Below are 15,183 nucleotides of genomic sequence, written 5' to 3'. Positions count from 1 at the left end.
TGATCAATTGAAAGGATGAGCCATTGGCTTACATCACCCAGAATTTCGCCGGGCTCCCGGCACCCGTACGGATCGGCCTTATCGGTTCCGGCTGGATGGGGGCGTTCCATGCGGAGAGCATCGCCCGCCGCGTGCCTGGCGCAGTACTCTCGGCCATCGCCGACCCCAACGTTGAATCTGCGGAAGCACTCGCTACCGCCTTGGGTACTCCAAAAGTGACGGCAAACGCCGAGGATATTTTGGCTGATTCGGAGATCGATGCAGTGATCATCGCGAGCCCGGCACGGTTCCATTCTTCCCTTATTGCACAGGCTGCTGCCGCCGGAAAACACGTGTTCTGCGAGAAACCGGCCGGCCAGGGGCTCGATGAGCTGGACACCGCCCTTGCCGCCGTGGAGGCAGCGGGCGTGCACTTCCAGATTGGTTTCAACCGCCGGTACGCGGACGACTTTCAGGCCGCCAAGAAGGACCTCGCCGAAGGTGTGGCCGGAACGCCGCAGCTCCTGCGCTCGCTGACCCGCGACCCCGGAACCGGCAGCATCCCGAACGCGGCCCGGGTTCCCGCCTGGACGATCTTCCTGGAAACCCTCATCCACGACTTCGACACCCTCAACTGGTTCAACGAAGGCGCCGAACCCGTGGAGGTCTACGCTGTTGCGGATGCCCTGGTGGAGCCGGGACTGCGAGACCAGGGCTTCCTGGACACCGCAGTGGTGACCATCCGCTACAGCAACGGTGCACTTGCTGTTGCTGAAGCAAACTTCAGCGCACTCTACGGATACGACATCCGCGGCGAGGTCTTCGGTTCCAAGGGCATGGTCCAGGCTGGCCGCGCCACGGAATCGGCGGCCCGCCGCTACACCGCCGAAGGGCTGTCCGCCGAGACTCCGAGGCTGAACATTGAACTCTTCAAGCAGGCGTACACGGACGAACTCGCCGACTTCGCCGGTGCGGTGCGTGCCCGGCGCGACGGCGTGCCGGCGCCGTCCTCCGACTTCACCCTTACGCCAGGTGGCGCGGATGCCCGCCGCGCGCTGGCAGTCGCGCTGGCCTGCATCGACTCCGTCAAGCAAGGCGGCCCGGTGGCAGTGGCAGGGCTGGCAGTATTGTCCGCACTCGATGACAAGGCCGGAGTCTGATGCGACTGGCAGTGTGCGCCGAGATGGTCTTCACGGACCTTCCATTTGTCGAACGTGTGCGCCGCATCCACGAGTCCGGGTTCGACGTTGAGCTGTGGGATTCGCGCACCAAGGACATCGGTGCACTCAAGGCCACAGGCGCAGTGTTTTCCTCGATGACCGGATACATCTCTGGCAGCCTGGTGGACCCGGACAGTGCAGATGACGTTGTGAAGACGGCCGAATCGCTGATCCCGACCGCCCTGGAACTCGGCGTCAGCCGCATGGTGGTGCACCCGGCCGAGCTCATCGACGGGCATGCCGCGCGTCCCGTCTACCGGTCTACCGGCCGCATGTGGAGCACGGGCGCCAGGACCCTGGAGCGCCTTGGCCGGCTGGGCGAAAAACACGGCGTGACGTTTTGTCTCGAGAACCTCAACACTGTCCTTGACCACCCCGGCATCCCGCTGGCGCGCGCCAAGGACACGCTGGCGCTGGTGGAGGCTGCGGGCCACCCCAACGCAAAACTCATGCTCGATCTGTACCACGCACAGCTGGGGGAGGGTAACCTCATTGAGCTGGTGCGCGCTGCCCTGCCGCACATCGGCGAGATCCAGGTGGCGGATGTCCCTGGCCGCTGTGAACCCGGGACCGGGGAAATCAACTACGCGCGCGTAGCGAGCGCGCTCGCGGACGCCGGGTACGAAGGAACCGTGGGCATGGAAGCCTGGGCCAGCGGTGACAGCGAATCGGCACTGGATGCCTTCCGCACAGCGTTCACGGTCTATGCGCACGAGAAATCATGAGGGACATCGTTCTTGGCCTCGTGGGCGTGGGGCGGATCGGCGTGATGCACGCCCACAACATCGCCGCTCTCAACGGGGTCCTGAATCCGGAGGGTATCAACGTCCGGCTCCGGCTTACCGACGTGGCCGCAGACCAGGCCCGTTCCGTCGCGGCCGGTCTTGGCGCTGAGTTTCTTCCTTCCATGGACGCCCTTATTTCCTCCGGCGTGGACGGCCTGATCATTGCCACAGGAACCGGAACCCACCCCGAGCTGATCAAAGCCGGGGTGAACGCCGGAGTCCCGGTCTTCTGCGAGAAGCCAGTCGCCTTGAGCGTGACAGATGCACTGCCGGTGCTGGATTACATCCGGAACAGGCAGGGTGTGGTTCAGATCGGACACCAGCGCCGATTCGATGCCGGCTACCTGGAAGCACGCCGTGCCTACCAGGCGGGCGAGCTGGGCTGGATCCATTCCCTGCGGGCTGTCACGTGCGACATGGCGCCGCCTCCTGTGGAGTTCCTGGCCAGCTCCGGCGGCCTCTTCCGGGACTGCTCCGTCCATGACTTCGACATCCTTCGCTGGCTGACCGGCCAGGAAATCGTCGAGGTGTATGCCAAAGGCTCCAACAATGGCGACCCGGCTATTGGTGCGGTGGGCGACGTGGACACTGCCTTGGCTGTGGTGACGTTCGACGACGGAACGGTGGGGACCGTCTCAGCCACCCGCTACAACGGGGCCGGCCACGACGTCCGCCTGGAAATCCAGGGATCCCGCCGATCGCTGATGGTGGGGCTGGATGACAAAACGGCGATGGCCTCGGCCGAAGCCGGTGTCGGCTTCCCTGCGGGCCAGCCGCACAAGACCTTCGCCGAACGGTTCGACCAGGCGTACCGCTCCGAGATGGAAGCGTTCGTGGAGTTGATCCTGGGCCGTCACGAGAACCCGTGCACCCCGGAAGACGCCGTCGCTGCCTCCCGGGTGGCCGATGCTGCCCAGGAATCGCTGATAACGGGCGCCCCGGTTCGCGTGGCACTGAAGGCGGTCCGCTAAACAGCGCCGAACAGGGCTGCTGTGAACGTAACTAGGCCCCGAACGGGAGGCGCGGGTCCACGTCCTGGCCTTCCCAGGTCTGGCGGACCCAGCCGTGGTGGGGATCGTCGCTGATGAGCCAGTCGCGCACACGGCCGGGTCCGGCCATGACATTGAGGTAGTAGAGGTCATAGCCGGGCGCGGCCATCGCGGGGCCATGCCAGCCGTACGGCACCAGGACGACGTCCCCGGTGCGTACCTCCGCGGCGACGTCGATGGGGCGCTCGTCAGAGGCATAGACCCGCTGGTACCCAACGGGATCGGCTGTCCTGGCGGGCCCGGCAAGACCTGGCGCGACGCGGGTTTCGAAGTAGTAGATCTCCTCGAGCCGGGTCTCGCCGTCCTTTTCCTCATCGTGCTTGTGCGGCGGATAGGAGGACCAGTTTCCGGCCGGGGTGATGACCTCGCAGACGATGAAGCGGTCCGCTTCGAGTGCTGCGGGAGTACCGAAGTTGTGAACCTGGCGCGAGCAGTTTCCGGCTCCGCGCAGTTCCATAGGGGTTTCCTCCGCCCTGATCAGCCGGGTGGGGTACTGGACTTTGGCGGGAGCCGTGGCAACTGCCACCCTGCCGCCGTCGGAGGACGCGATGGTGACTGCCCTGTTCGTTCCCGAATACAGCACATCAGTGGGACCGCCGAAGACACTGGGCCGTCCGGCGAGTTCGTACTTCTCACCGTCAACGGTGACCGTGAAGGCACCGCTGAGCGGAACCACAATGCGTTCTTCGCCGGCCACGGGAAGTTCGACGGCGGCGGCCGCCGCCAGGGTGGCCACCTTCAGTCCGGTGTGTGCCCACCCGTCAATGGTGAGCGTGGAGTCCATTGTCCCCAGCGATACATCCCAGCAGCCTTGAGCTGCGCTGCCCAGCGGATATACCCAGTCGGCCATGGATTGCCCTCTTTCGGATTGTGCGGGTCAGGTTTCAGTGCTGGCGGCGCCCATTCTGAAGGCGTTCACCGTTGACGGCGTTAGCGCTGAACCAGGGTCATTTCGAAGCTGTAGGAATCGGCCCGGTACACGTGGTGGCCCGTCTCCACGTTCCGGCCGGTGTCGTCAACGGCGGTGCGCTCCATGGTGACCAGCGCGGATCCGGGCTCCGTTTCGAGCAGTGGGGCTTGGTATTCGTTGGCCACCACCGCGCCGATCCGCTGGGTAGCGAGCCGGAAGTTCACTCCGCCGCTGCGAAGAATTCCGTAGAGACCCTGGCCGCCCAACAGTTCCTCGGTGATCTCCGTGATGTCATCGCGGACCCAGTTTTCCATCAGGGCCAACGGCTTGCCGCCCACTTTGCGCAACCTGGTGAAGTGGTACACGCTGGCACCGGGCGGGAGGTGCAGGGCCTCGCGGGTGGCGTCGTCGGCTTCAATGTGGCTGAAGGACAGTACCTCCGTGGTGGGCTTGCTCCCGTTGTTGCTCAGATCGTCAAAGAGGCTGGAGAGCTCGAGCGGACGCCGCACCTGGCTTGAGACCACTTGGGTGCCCACGCCACGCTTGCGCACCAGGAGGCCTGATCGGACCAGCTCGTCCATGGCCTTGCGCATGGTGGGGCGGGACAGGTTAAGCCGTGCCGCGAGATCGATTTCGTTGTCCAGGCGGCTTCCGGGCTCCAGAAGGCCTGTGTGGATGGCTGCCTCAATCCCTTGCACCACCTGGTGATACAAAGGCACCGGCGAAGAGCGGTCGATGCTGAGATTGAGTTGGTTCGCCATGGATGCTCCCTTTGTGCTGCGCGAGGCCGCGGGCAGCAACCTCGCCTGGTCAGCATATGTCCGCTTGATAGGACATACTGCCTTTATTTTGATAATAACAGGACGTGCCCGGCAGGCAAAGGAACCTTGCCCGGCTTGCGTGCATCGTTAGGCTGGCACTATGAACCTCTCCGCCAGCCTGGGCCCCAGCCCACGGACCCTCGAGGTGGAAACCCTGGAGAGCTTCGACCGGCTGGTGGGCGCCGGAGCCGTGGCCATGCACGGCTGGCACGCGCAGTCGCTGGACCTTCGCGGCCGGACGGCAGCGCTTGACAACCTGGACGTGGAAGGTGCCATATTCCTCGGGTGCACCTTTGATTCAGGGGTGGAGGAGCGGTTGCGCCGCCGAGGTGCGCTGATCTTTCCCAGGCTTCACGGCGTCCCCTTCAATCCCTACCGGTCAAAGCTCTACACACCGCGGGAGCTCTACGACGGGCTGGATCACGCACCCTATGAAGAACTTCCCGACGCGCTCGTGTACCAATGGAGCATCCGCCAGGGGCAGCGGCAGCGGGTGGACGCTACCCTGGCCTCCGCTCTGCATGACCACGCGATCGGAAACGCGCTGGATGATCTGACCCGGTCCGAACGTTCTTCCGGCCGCGCCATTGTGGGAGTCATGGGTGGTCATGCCGCCCAGCGAGGCACTGCACAGTTCGCGCAGGCCGCCTCGCTGGGCAGGCTGCTGGCGCAGACCGGGCGGCTCGTGGCCACGGGCGGCGGACCCGGAGCCATGGAGGCAGCCAACCTTGGTGCATACCTGAGCCACATCCCGGACGACGGCTTCAGCGCAGCATTGACTGAGCTGGAGTCCGTCCCCGGCTTCCGCCCCTCGGTGTCCGCGTGGGCGCGCGTGGCCGCCGCCGTCGTCGAACGCTTTCCGGAAGGGACTCCATCGCTGGGAATCCCCACCTGGTTCTACGGACACGAGCCGCCGAACTACTTTGCCACGCACATAGCCAAATACTTCGCCAATGCTACCCGCGAGGCAATCCTGCTGGAACTCTGCGACGGCGGCATTATTTTCCTCCCCGGAGCAGCCGGCACCGTGCAGGAAATCTTCCAGGATGCCTGCGAGAACTACTACAGCGCCCGGGAAGCCGTCACCCCCATGGTGCTCGTGGGCAGGAGGCATTGGCAGGAGGAGTACCCGGCGTGGCCGTTGCTCCGGCGGTTGGCGGCAGGACGGCCCATGGAAGACCGGATTTTCCTGGTGGACAGCGTGGACGAGGCGCTTGCGGTGGTAAGCCGGTAGCAACGGGCGTGCTGCGGAAGCCTGCGGCTAAAGGTCCTTTCGGCACTGGGCCTTGCCCAGTTCGTGGAGGCCGTTGAGGTCCCCCGCAGCCAGGCCGTCCGGAGTGCCGATCTCGGGATACATCAGCTGCGTTGGATCATCCACGTGTTCCAGTCCCATGACGTGGCCCAGTTCATGCAGGATGACGGCCGTGGCGTACAGCTGCCCATCAGGCTGCGCCAGTTCCTCGGTGATCTGCGGCGCGTCCAGTTCCAGGCTGCCGGTGACAAAGGTCTTGGGGCCGTCGCCGTAACTGTAATGCGTGCTGCCGCCGGTGCCGATGACCTTGCCCTTGAGCTGGGGCGCCACTTCGGGGGTGGTCCACGCTAAGAGCAAGGGAGCCCAGCGGTCTCCGTAGGTATCAGGCTGGTAGGGCGCCCTTTGCCCGGAGGGCTGTTCGCTTGTGGCGCCGTCGTCGACGAAACGGATCCCGGTAGCGAGGGACACAGTGTTGATGGCTTCCGGAATGAGGTGCTGAGCCCCGGCCGGGACCAGATCGTTGTTCACCACGTAGTGGAGCGGCCTGCAAGGGGAATATCCCACCGGCGTCCCGTCGCTGTTCACGGCCAGGAACCGGTAGGAATTACTGGGATAAGGGGGCTGTTCCGCGGTTCCGAGGGGCGCGGCAGAGTCCTCAAGGCCTGGCGGGGGAGCCTGGCGGCGTCCTTCCGCGGGCGGCTGGGAGCCGCCCGCAGCAGGGGGCTGGGCGGCGCCGGGCCCGATGCGGACGTCCAACAGCCCGACGAAGCGGGGGTCACCATAAACCAGCCCGGCGACCATGAATGCTCCTGCCCCGATGGCCGCCACCAGCGCTACGTTGCGGACAAACCGCCCTGCACTGCGCTTCGGTGGGCCTTGATGCGCGTGGCGCGGAGGCGGGCTGTCCACTAACCCACCACGGCGCCGAAGGCGAGCCCCAGCACATAGGTCACGGCCGCGGCCCCCAGCCCAATCGCCAGCTGCCGCAGCCCACGGGTGAGCGGCGACGTGCCGGAAAGGAGGCCCACAATTCCTCCGGTCACCAGCAGTGCGAGGCCTACCAGGACCACGGCCATTGCGAGGGCAGTCACTCCCGTGAGGCCGAACACGAACGGCAGGATGGGAACGATCGCCCCGGACGCGAAGAAGCAGAAGCTGGACATGGCAGCTCCCCACGCGGTGCCCACGGCTTCGTGGTGGTCCCCGGCCTCCGGCAGTTCCGGCTGGAGGGACAGGCTTGGGTCGCAATCACATGCCAGCAGTCCCATGCGTTCGGCAACACGGTGTTCGGCGGCTTCGTGGGACATTCCGCGGGCCAGGTAAACCAGCAGCAGTTCGTTGTGTTGAAGGTCGAGCTTGGGGGCCGCTGCAAGCGTGATTTGCGTCGGCCTGGTAGCCGCAAGGAGCTCTCGCTGGGAGCGCACCGAGACGAATTCGCCCGCCCCCATGGACAGTGCACCGGCCAGCAGGCCGGCCACCCCGCTCAGCAGTACCACGCTGCTGGCAACCCCGGACGCAGCCATCCCCATCACCAAGGAGAGGTTGCTGACCAAGCCGTCGTTGGCGCCGAATACGGCGGCCCTGAACGTGCCGGCCAGCCGGTTGCGGCCACGGGTTGCCAGGCCGCGCACCACCTCCTCGTGGATCTGTTCGTCGGCGGCCATGGCCGGTGTGGCGGAGGGGTCCTTGGCATAGGGAGAGCGGCCTTCGGCCCGCTGGGCAAGGGCCAGGACAAAGACGGAACCAAAGTGCCGTGCGAGGAATCCCAGGAGCTGGCTGCGTAGCGACGCCGGGCGGTTCTTTTCCGCGTGCCCACCCAAAAGCTTCAGCCAATGCGCTTCATGGCGTCCTTCCGCTTCCGCCAGGGCAAGCAGGATCTCGCGCTCTTCACCTTGCCTGCTCTGTGCCAGATCGCGGTACACGGCAGCCTCGGCACGCTCATCCGCGAGGTACTGGCGCCAGCGCCGGATATCCGCGGCGCTGGGCTGCTCTTCGTGGACGGGGTACTGCTGGCCGGACCGGGTTTCGTGGCCGGGAGAATGGTGACTGGACTTGGCGTGCTGAGACACAGGGGCTCCTGGGCTTGATGGGGCATAGTTCGGCCCCATTGCACAGCAAGCTTACCGCGCAAATCCGGTGATTTTTGGCTGGTAAACCTCACTCCGCAGTTTCGGTTTCCCTCAAAAACGGCGCGGCAACGGACCCGCGCCGCGAGGCGTCCGCAGGCCCTTGACCGGCCGTGCCCCCGGTGCTGTGATGAAGGTGTGGCGCCTACCAGCGCACAGCCGAAAGAGCACGTCAGGCGAACAAACGGAGGTTGAATCATGAGTACCACCGGACAGCACCCAGACATGCCGCACCTGGAAGCTGTGGAATCAGATCCCGCTTATGACTATGCAGAGGACGCACCGGTTGCCGGAGCCGAATGGGACGCGGAGGATGAATTCCTGGATGCGGAAGAACCGGTCATTCCGCCGGCCCCGGTAGTCGTCGACGCCGAGGAACGGGTGGTCCCGCTGGATCCCGAAGAGTACCGCGAGACTGCGGAAGCCGACGACATCGAGTAGAACGGACGACGGCGGCACCTAGGGTTTCGCTGGAAGCGAACGGGGGTGCCGCCGTCGTGTCTTAAGCCTGGTTCTTGCTGTTGCTGCTCCTGCCGTCAGGTAGCAGGGACGGGCACGGGAACGTCCTCGTTGTCCTGGCCCGCGACGCGGCGGTGCCAGTTGCGCATCACCTGCGGATCGGTGGGCCTGGTGATCAGCGAGACCGCCAAGTAGACAACTGCTGACGTGGCGAGGCCGAAGTAAATGGGCTCGTTGGCGAAAACGCCGTCCAAGGGTGCCTTAGCGTTGATCTCCAGCACGATCATCGTGCCGAGGGTCACCACGGAACCAACAGCCATAGAGGCGGCGGCGGCCAGCCCGGTGCCGCGCTTCCAGACGAGGCCGCCCAGGATGGCCACGAGGAGCCCGCCCACCAGAATGTCGTAGGCGATGGTCAGCGCCGCCACCACGTCCTTGGTGATGATCGCGATGACGATGGCCACGATGCCCAGTGCCAGGACCCAGATGCGGTTGGCCTTGACGTCATGCTCAGGGTTCTCCGTGTCTTCAGTGCTGATGTCCTTGCCGAACCAGCTGGCAACGAACGGCAGGACGTCGGCGCGGGCCACCGTGGCAGCGGCGATGAGCGCGCCGGATGCCGTGGACATCATGGCGGCCACCGCCGCCGCGAGCACCAGTCCGCCGATCCCGATGGGAAGCAGGTTTTGGGCAACCTCGGCGTAAACCACGTCCTTGCCAGCAGTCGCCACATCAATATTCGGCAGGGCAACCTTGGCGCCCAGGCCGATCAGCGCGCCGGCCACGCCGTACAGGATGCAGTAAATGCCTGCGGTGGCGCCGCCCCACCGGGCGACCCGTGGTGTCTTGGCGGTAAACACTCGCTGCCAGATGTCCTGCCCGATCAAGAGGCCCAGGGTGTAGACGACGAAGTAGGTAATGATGGTCTGAACGCCTATGCCGTCCATCTGAAAGAAGCTTTCGTCCACGCGGCTCCGGATGCCATCGAGGCCGCCGGCTGCGTTGAGCGTGAACGGGAGCATCAGCAGGAAGATGCCCACTGTCTTGATGACGAACTGCACCTGGTCCGCCAGCGTGATCGACCACATGCCGCCGATGGTGGAGTACACCAGGACAATCGCGCCGCCGATGGCGATGGCCAGGGAACGGTCCCAGCCGAAGAGCACCACAAAGATGGTGGCATAGGCGCTGGTGGAGGTGGCACACAGCATGAGTGTGTAGGCCAGCATCACGATGCCCGAGGTTTGGGTGGCCTTGCTGCCGTAGCGGAGGGTCAGCATCTGGGAGACCGTATAGATCTTGAGTTTCTGGATTGTCCCAGCGAAGAGGAGGCTCAGGAGCAGGACGCCGGCCCCGATCGCCACCACGAGCCACATGCCGGAAATGCCGAATTTGTAGCCCAGGCCCACGCCGCCCACTGTGGAGGCCCCGCCCAGGACGACGGCGGCCATGGTGCCGGTGTAAAGGAAAGGACCCAGGCGGCGGCCGGCCACCAGGAAGTCGCTGTTGTTCTTGGTGCGGGACTTGCCCCACCAGCCGAAGGCGAGCATAGCGATGAGGTACACCACCACAATGGCGATGTTGACGAATGTAGCGTCCATATTTGGGCTCCTTGGAGCTGATCGGCGGCCGGGCTGGAATCTGGCGGGTGCTGCTGGGGAGGCCGGTATTCCGCTGCTCTTACTGGAAGGTTCCTCTTGTGCTGTTTCTTCGGATATTTCCTGCTAGACAACAGTTGTTGCCCGAGAGCGTATGCTGTGACAGGGGTAACAGTCAAGGGCAATCGGACTCAGGGTCGGGACAGGCGTCCCGCTTCGCTTTGGCGGCGTCACATAACCTGCTGGCCATTAGTATTGCTCCAGAGATGGGGCCGGACTCCGGCCATGAAAGGTCCGCACATGAAGGCACTGCCAGTCGAGCCGAGCAACGCCCCGGTTGCCATCGGTTCCCGAATCCGTGCCGCGCGTCAGTCCCAGCGGCTCACCATTGAGCAAGTTGCCGACGCCACAGGCTTGACCAAGGGATTCTTGAGCCGTGTGGAGCGGGACCTGACGTCCCCGTCGGTTGCCTCCCTTGTCACCCTCTGCCAGGTCCTGTCGATTTCCATCGGGGACCTGTTTGCTGCTCCGGAGACCCATCTCACCAAGCGGGATGACGGGCCGCGGATTTCGCTGGGCGGCGAAGGAATTGTTGAGCGGTTGCTCACGGCCCGCTCCGAGCGGCGGATCCAGATCATCCAGGCAGTCATTGAACCTCATGGCCGCGGCGAATCTGAGCTCTACGCGGTGGACTGCGATGTGGATGTGCTGCACGTGATCAAGGGCAGTATCCGGCTGATCCTCACCAACGAGGAGTATCAGCTCAGCACGGGCGACACCGTGACCTTCCCGGGCCGTGAGCCGCACACGTGGGTCAACCCCACGGACAAGTCGGTGGAAGTGCTCTGGGTTCTGGTTCCTGCCGCAAGCCGGTGACCGCCGCGCTCTCCGTGGGTGGCCCATGTCGTTCCTGCCCACTTGCTTCAGGAGTCTCTTCCGGCACCTGCGTGATGCCGCGGGCCTGCTGCGCATTCCGGGCTGACCCGCTCGAGTAAGTGGGCGTGACTGCACGTCATTGGGTAGGGAATCGCGGCCCGGCGGCAAGGACGGCTCGGATTTCCGCCAGTACCCGCTCCGGGTTGAACCAGATCTGCTCCGGCATATAGCGGAGTACGGCGAAGCCCCGAACCGTTGACGTGTTGTTCCTGTCTCGGTCTTTGAGCATGTCCCCGCGCTTTGAATGGAAGGCGAACCCGTCGATTTCCACGATCAGGAACCCGGCAAGGAGAAAGTCCACTCGCCCGATGCAAGGCAGGAACACCTGGGCCTCATATTCAATGCTGTTGCTCCGGAACAGGTGCTGGGCATCAACCTCCACGATGGATTCGGCCCGCAAATCCAGCTCCCGCAGCACCCGAAGAGCGGTTCCTGACCGGTCCGCCCGCAACTGGTCCTTAAGTAGCTCGAGCGGCACGCCGTGTAGCCGGATGGCCGATGTAGCCAGCGCAGTGGACGACGGTGGTGGCAGACAGCCCAGTGCGTGCAAAGCCACGTCCTCCACGGCGGCCACCGGTAGCCCCGGATGGCCGTCGAACCTGACCGTCCGGTGCCGGATGAAGCCCTTGCCGTGACCGTGGTTGCAAGCCAGATGAAGCCGTTCCGGCACTTTTCGCAGCCAGAGTCCGTAGTGGCCGGCGGCGCTGGCGCACGTGAGCCTGCCGTTGTGCCGGATGGCTGCGGCAAGGCCTTCGTCGCAGCCAGGCAACACAAAAACTCCGCGCCTGGGCTGAGTGGCCCCGAGGCCCGCCAGCCTTCCAAGGTCCCGCCGTGAGTACCCGGCGTTTAGAAGTTGGGCAGAACGGGCAACTCCACCGGTGTGTTCCAGGTAATCGAGGATCTCCATCCTGCCATTGCACGTGGCCCGTGCCGGGTGCGGAATGCGGAACCATCTGTATGTGGATAGCGCTGGCCGGGTCCTGTACCTTCCTGCCCAGTTGCCACTGGTTCTGCCGACGGCCCCGGCCGCCGAACCCTTACATCACGTGGCAGGAGCGGGCGGACGGGGTGGTAGGGGAGAAGTAAGTGGGCCGGAGCGCTCAGGTGCTGCCTGCAACCAGCGTGATCTTGTAAACGGCTGATGCACAGAGGGCAACTTAGGGTATGATGACAGTCACACCGCCTGATCAATCCTCGAAGGAGAGGCCTCCCTTTGGAAGAGCTGCGCATCGAAGCCAACGGCAACCTTGGCCCCATCGATTCATCCCGCATCCCGCGCTATGCCGGCGCCGCCACCTATGCCCGCCTTCCGCGCCTGGACCAGGTGGCCAGGGCTGACATCACCGTAGTGGGCGTCCCCTTCGACTCCGGCGTGTCCTACCGTCCCGGTGCGAGGTTCGGGGCCAACCACGTTCGCGAAGCCAGCCGCCTGCTCCGCCCGTACAACCCGGCCTGGGACGTCAGCCCCTTCGAGAACGTCCAGGTGGCGGATGCCGGCGACATGGCCGTCAACCCCTTCAACATCAACGAGGCCATCGAAACCGTCCAGCAGAACGCCCTGGATCTCACTGCGGCCGGCAGTAAGCTCGTAACGCTCGGCGGGGACCACACCATAGCCCTGCCGCTGCTCCGTGCAGCCGCCGAGCGTGCCGGTGGCCCCATAGCGATGCTGCACTTTGATGCCCACCTGGATACGTGGGACACCTACTTCGGCGCGGAATACACGCACGGCACCCCGTTCCGCCGGGCGGTGGAGGAGGGCATTCTGGACACTGAAGCCATCAGTCACATCGGAACCCGCGGTCCGCTGTACGGCAAGAAGGACCTCGACGACGACCACCGCTTCGGGTTCGGAATCGTCACCTCCGCGGACGTCTATTATCAGGGCGTCCTGGAGACCGTGGCCAAGGTGCGGGACCGGATCGGCAACCGTCCGCTCTACATTTCAGTGGACATCGATGTTCTGGACCCAGCGCACGCTCCCGGCACCGGCACTCCCGAAGCTGGCGGCATCACCAGCCGCGAACTGCTGGAGATCATCCGCGGTTTCCGTGGCATGAATCTGGTCGGGGCGGACATTGTCGAAGTGGCCCCGGCCTACGACCACGCCGAGATCACGGGTGTGGCCGCCAGTCATGTTGCCTATGAGCTGGTGACGCTGATGGCGGACAATGCCGTTGAAGGCGACCGTTTCGGCGCCGCCAACGGTTATGCCGCACAGGCACTGGGCCAGGAGGTCCGCCAGCCTGCCGGCTTCGCGGCCAGCACGGGCGCCGGCACCAGGGAGTACGGACAGTGATCGATTTCGATCCGGAGACAGCAGCTGCAACCTCAGGGGACAAGACAGGTTCGGACGTGCGGAACGGCGGGGACCTCGTCGTCGAGACGCTTGAGGCGCTGGGTGCCAAGACAGTCTTTGGTATTCCGGGCCAGCACGCCCTGGGCCTTTTTGATGCCATGGGCCGCGGCAACCTGCACTTCGTGTCTTCCCGGTTGGAGAACAACAGCGCCTTCGCGGCAGACGGCTATTCCCGCGCCACGGGCGAGGTGGGCGTGCTGTTCCTGTCCACGGGCCCCGGAGCGCTGACCTCCCTCGCCGGGCTGCAGGAAGCATATGCAACGGGCGTGCCCATGGTGGTCGTGGCCAGCCAGATTCCGTTGGAAGGACTGGGAGCACGGCGCAAGGGCATGCTCCACCAACTGGATGACCAGAAGGCCTCTGCCGCGAACGTCACCAAGAGCCAGCGCCTGATCCAGCACGCGTCCGGCATCCCGTCGGCCATCCAGGACGCCTGGACCGAAGCCATCTCCTCGCCGCAGGGCCCGGTCTGGCTGGAAATCCCGCAGAACGTCCTGCTGGACCCGATTATGGTTCCGCCGGTGGAGGATGCGCTGGCCGAAGCGGCGGACAATCCGCCGCGTGTGGAACTCGTCCGGGAAGCAGTGAAATGGTTGTCGACGGCGGAACGTCCCGCCATCATCGCCGGCGGCGGCACACGCCGCGGCCGGGCCGAGAAATCACTCCTCTCCATCGCCGAGAAACTCCGTGCACCAGTGATCTGCACTCCAGGTGGCAACGGCGCGTTTCCCTGGGACCACGAGCTGTCCCTGCAGTCCTGGATCGAGGACCGGTACATGACTGACGTCCTGGAAGATGCGGACGTCCTGGTGGTGATCGGCTCGTCCCTGGGCGAGGTCACGTCCAACTACTTCACGTTCGAGCCCCGCGGCCGGATCATCCAGATCGACGCCGAGCCCCGCGTGCTCGAATCAAACCGGCCCGGCCTCGGTATCCGCGCGGACGCCGGTCAGGCCCTGGCTGCCCTGGCTGAAGCGCTCGACGATGCCCTGCCGGTTGAACCCCTGCCCGCCCGAAGCTGGCATGGCCGCTCGCCGGAGGACCTGGTGAAGGAGTCCCTCGCGAAGGTGCGCGCCAGGCTTGAGTCCCAGGACCTCGCCAAGGAACTCAAATTCATGGCTGACATCCGGGACGCCGTTCCCGCGGACATGCAGACCTTCTGGGACATGACCATCTCGTCCTACTGGGCATGGAGCTGCTGGGACGCCCGGGAGGGCCAGTTTCATTCGGCCCAGGGCGCCGGAGGTCTGGGCTACGCCTTCCCGGCAGCCATCGGAGGTGCCGTGGGACTGGAGACCGTAGGGAAGCTAGGCCGGGTGCTCGCAGTATCCGGCGACGGCTCGGCCATGTACTCCATCTCCGAACTGGCCACGGCCAAGCAGCACAACGTCCCCGTCACCTGGCTGATTGTGGACGACGGCGGCTACGGCATCCTGCGCGAATACATGGTGGACGCGTTCGGCAAGGCCACCGCCACCGAGCTCGCACGCCCGGACTTCGTCAGGCTCGCCGAAGCGTTCGGTGTGCCGGCCACGCGGGTTGCCCCCGAGAATGTGGGGGACGCCCTGAAGGCGGGCTTCGCCGCGGACGGGCCCACCGTCGTCGTCGTCGAAACGCTGCTCAAGATGTTCGGACCCACCCACCTGGACTGCTGAACAACAACCCACTCCCACGGCGCGAACTGGCAGC

The 15,183-nt window shown here is 65.1% G+C and carries 14 protein-coding genes; 8 read left to right on the top strand and 6 right to left on the bottom strand.

What is annotated here, in order from left to right:
- Positions 1 to 23: 23 nt before the first annotated feature.
- The 3 genes from J7E83_RS13360 to J7E83_RS13350 are packed head-to-tail and all read left to right on the top strand — an operon-like array spanning position 24 to position 2,955.
- Entirely contained in the window at positions 24 to 1,139 is a 1,116-nt protein-coding gene (locus J7E83_RS13360; protein WP_214962822.1) for a Gfo/Idh/MocA family oxidoreductase, read from the top strand.
- On the top strand, positions 1,139 to 1,924 hold the full coding sequence (locus tag J7E83_RS13355; RefSeq protein WP_214962821.1) for a TIM barrel protein: 786 nt from the start codon (positions 1,139 to 1,141) through the stop codon (positions 1,922 to 1,924). Before J7E83_RS13360 ends, J7E83_RS13355 begins: the two co-directional genes overlap by 1 nt.
- The gene (locus tag J7E83_RS13350) at positions 1,921 to 2,955 is read left to right on the top strand and encodes a Gfo/Idh/MocA family oxidoreductase (protein WP_214962820.1); all 1,035 of its coding nucleotides are present in this window, start codon (positions 1,921 to 1,923) and stop codon (positions 2,953 to 2,955) included. The genes J7E83_RS13355 and J7E83_RS13350 overlap by 4 nt, the downstream gene beginning before the upstream one ends.
- Positions 2,956 to 2,986: 31 nt before the next feature.
- Here J7E83_RS13350 and iolB read toward each other — a convergent pair whose 3' ends face one another.
- Both iolB and J7E83_RS13340 read right to left on the bottom strand, forming a co-directional pair.
- Positions 2,987 to 3,883, bottom strand: a complete 897-nt coding sequence (iolB, locus tag J7E83_RS13345; protein WP_214962818.1) for a 5-deoxy-glucuronate isomerase — start codon at positions 3,881 to 3,883, stop codon at positions 2,987 to 2,989.
- 80 nt (positions 3,884 to 3,963) lie between these two features.
- Positions 3,964 to 4,704 (bottom strand): GntR family transcriptional regulator, encoded by a 741-nt coding sequence (locus J7E83_RS13340; protein WP_214962817.1) that lies wholly within the window; start codon positions 4,702 to 4,704, stop codon positions 3,964 to 3,966.
- Positions 4,705 to 4,864: 160 nt separating this feature from the next.
- Here J7E83_RS13340 and J7E83_RS13335 point away from each other — a divergent pair, with 160 nt between their 5' ends.
- On the top strand, positions 4,865 to 5,998 hold the full coding sequence (locus J7E83_RS13335; RefSeq protein WP_214962816.1) for an LOG family protein: 1,134 nt from the start codon (positions 4,865 to 4,867) through the stop codon (positions 5,996 to 5,998).
- A gap of 27 nt (positions 5,999 to 6,025) precedes the next feature.
- Here J7E83_RS13335 and J7E83_RS13330 read toward each other — a convergent pair whose 3' ends face one another.
- Together J7E83_RS13330 and J7E83_RS13325 are read right to left on the bottom strand one after the other, a co-directional pair.
- Positions 6,026 to 6,844, bottom strand: coding sequence for a matrixin family metalloprotease (locus tag J7E83_RS13330; protein ID WP_396020545.1), 819 nt, complete (start codon positions 6,842 to 6,844; stop codon positions 6,026 to 6,028).
- An 80-nt stretch (positions 6,845 to 6,924) separates the two neighbouring features.
- Positions 6,925 to 8,085: a VIT1/CCC1 family protein gene (locus J7E83_RS13325; protein ID WP_311379669.1), complete on the bottom strand. Its 1,161-nt coding sequence runs from the start codon at positions 8,083 to 8,085 to the stop codon at positions 6,925 to 6,927.
- 255 nt (positions 8,086 to 8,340) lie between these two features.
- Between J7E83_RS13325 and J7E83_RS13320 the strand changes: the two genes are divergently transcribed.
- Positions 8,341 to 8,583: a hypothetical protein gene (locus J7E83_RS13320; RefSeq protein ID WP_214962814.1), complete on the top strand. Its 243-nt coding sequence runs from the start codon at positions 8,341 to 8,343 to the stop codon at positions 8,581 to 8,583.
- Between the two features lie 95 nt (positions 8,584 to 8,678).
- On the opposite strand, the gene J7E83_RS13315 is transcribed toward J7E83_RS13320, so the two are convergent.
- Positions 8,679 to 10,202 (bottom strand): sodium:solute symporter, encoded by a 1,524-nt coding sequence (locus tag J7E83_RS13315; RefSeq protein ID WP_214962813.1) that lies wholly within the window; start codon positions 10,200 to 10,202, stop codon positions 8,679 to 8,681.
- 297 nt (positions 10,203 to 10,499) lie between these two features.
- On the opposite strand from J7E83_RS13315, the gene J7E83_RS13310 reads away from it, so the two are divergent.
- Positions 10,500 to 11,075, top strand: a complete 576-nt coding sequence (locus J7E83_RS13310; RefSeq protein ID WP_214962812.1) for a helix-turn-helix domain-containing protein — start codon at positions 10,500 to 10,502, stop codon at positions 11,073 to 11,075.
- 136 nt (positions 11,076 to 11,211) lie between these two features.
- On the opposite strand, the gene J7E83_RS13305 is transcribed toward J7E83_RS13310, so the two are convergent.
- Complete coding sequence (locus J7E83_RS13305) at positions 11,212 to 12,042, bottom strand: DUF559 domain-containing protein (protein WP_214962811.1); 831 nt, start codon at positions 12,040 to 12,042, stop codon at positions 11,212 to 11,214.
- 306 nt (positions 12,043 to 12,348) lie between these two features.
- Between J7E83_RS13305 and speB the strand changes: the two genes are divergently transcribed.
- Together speB and J7E83_RS13295 are read left to right on the top strand one after the other, a co-directional pair.
- The gene (gene speB, locus J7E83_RS13300; protein WP_214962810.1) at positions 12,349 to 13,434 is read left to right on the top strand and encodes an agmatinase; all 1,086 of its coding nucleotides are present in this window, start codon (positions 12,349 to 12,351) and stop codon (positions 13,432 to 13,434) included.
- A complete protein-coding gene (locus J7E83_RS13295; protein ID WP_214962809.1) occupies positions 13,431 to 15,149 on the top strand; it encodes a thiamine pyrophosphate-binding protein in 1,719 nt (572 codons plus the stop codon). The genes speB and J7E83_RS13295 overlap by 4 nt, the downstream gene beginning before the upstream one ends.
- The last annotated feature ends 34 nt before the right edge of the window (positions 15,150 to 15,183 follow it).

This window comes from Arthrobacter sp. ISL-48 (genome assembly GCF_018613805.1).
In the GTDB taxonomy this organism is placed as follows: domain Bacteria; phylum Actinomycetota; class Actinomycetes; order Actinomycetales; family Micrococcaceae; genus Arthrobacter.
The sequence above is the reverse complement of the archived record's forward strand: the minus strand, read 5'-3'. Positions and strand labels throughout refer to the sequence as shown.

What these genes read in the sequence shown, in the direction of transcription:
- J7E83_RS13355 (WP_214962821.1), top strand. Translation starts at nt 1,139, where the DNA reads ATGCGACTGGCAGTGTGCGCCGAGATGGTCTTCACGGACCTTCCATTT.
- J7E83_RS13350 (WP_214962820.1), top strand. Translation starts at nt 1,921, where the DNA reads ATGAGGGACATCGTTCTTGGCCTCGTGGGCGTGGGGCGGATCGGCGTG.
- iolB (WP_214962818.1), bottom strand. Translation starts at nt 3,883, where the DNA reads ATGGCCGACTGGGTATATCCGCTGGGCAGCGCAGCTCAAGGCTGCTGG.
- J7E83_RS13340 (WP_214962817.1), bottom strand. Translation starts at nt 4,704, where the DNA reads ATGGCGAACCAACTCAATCTCAGCATCGACCGCTCTTCGCCGGTGCCT.
- J7E83_RS13335 (WP_214962816.1), top strand. Translation starts at nt 4,865, where the DNA reads ATGAACCTCTCCGCCAGCCTGGGCCCCAGCCCACGGACCCTCGAGGTG.
- J7E83_RS13320 (WP_214962814.1), top strand. Translation starts at nt 8,341, where the DNA reads ATGAGTACCACCGGACAGCACCCAGACATGCCGCACCTGGAAGCTGTG.
- J7E83_RS13315 (WP_214962813.1), bottom strand. Translation starts at nt 10,202, where the DNA reads ATGGACGCTACATTCGTCAACATCGCCATTGTGGTGGTGTACCTCATC.
- J7E83_RS13310 (WP_214962812.1), top strand. Translation starts at nt 10,500, where the DNA reads ATGAAGGCACTGCCAGTCGAGCCGAGCAACGCCCCGGTTGCCATCGGT.
- J7E83_RS13305 (WP_214962811.1), bottom strand. Translation starts at nt 12,042, where the DNA reads ATGGAGATCCTCGATTACCTGGAACACACCGGTGGAGTTGCCCGTTCT.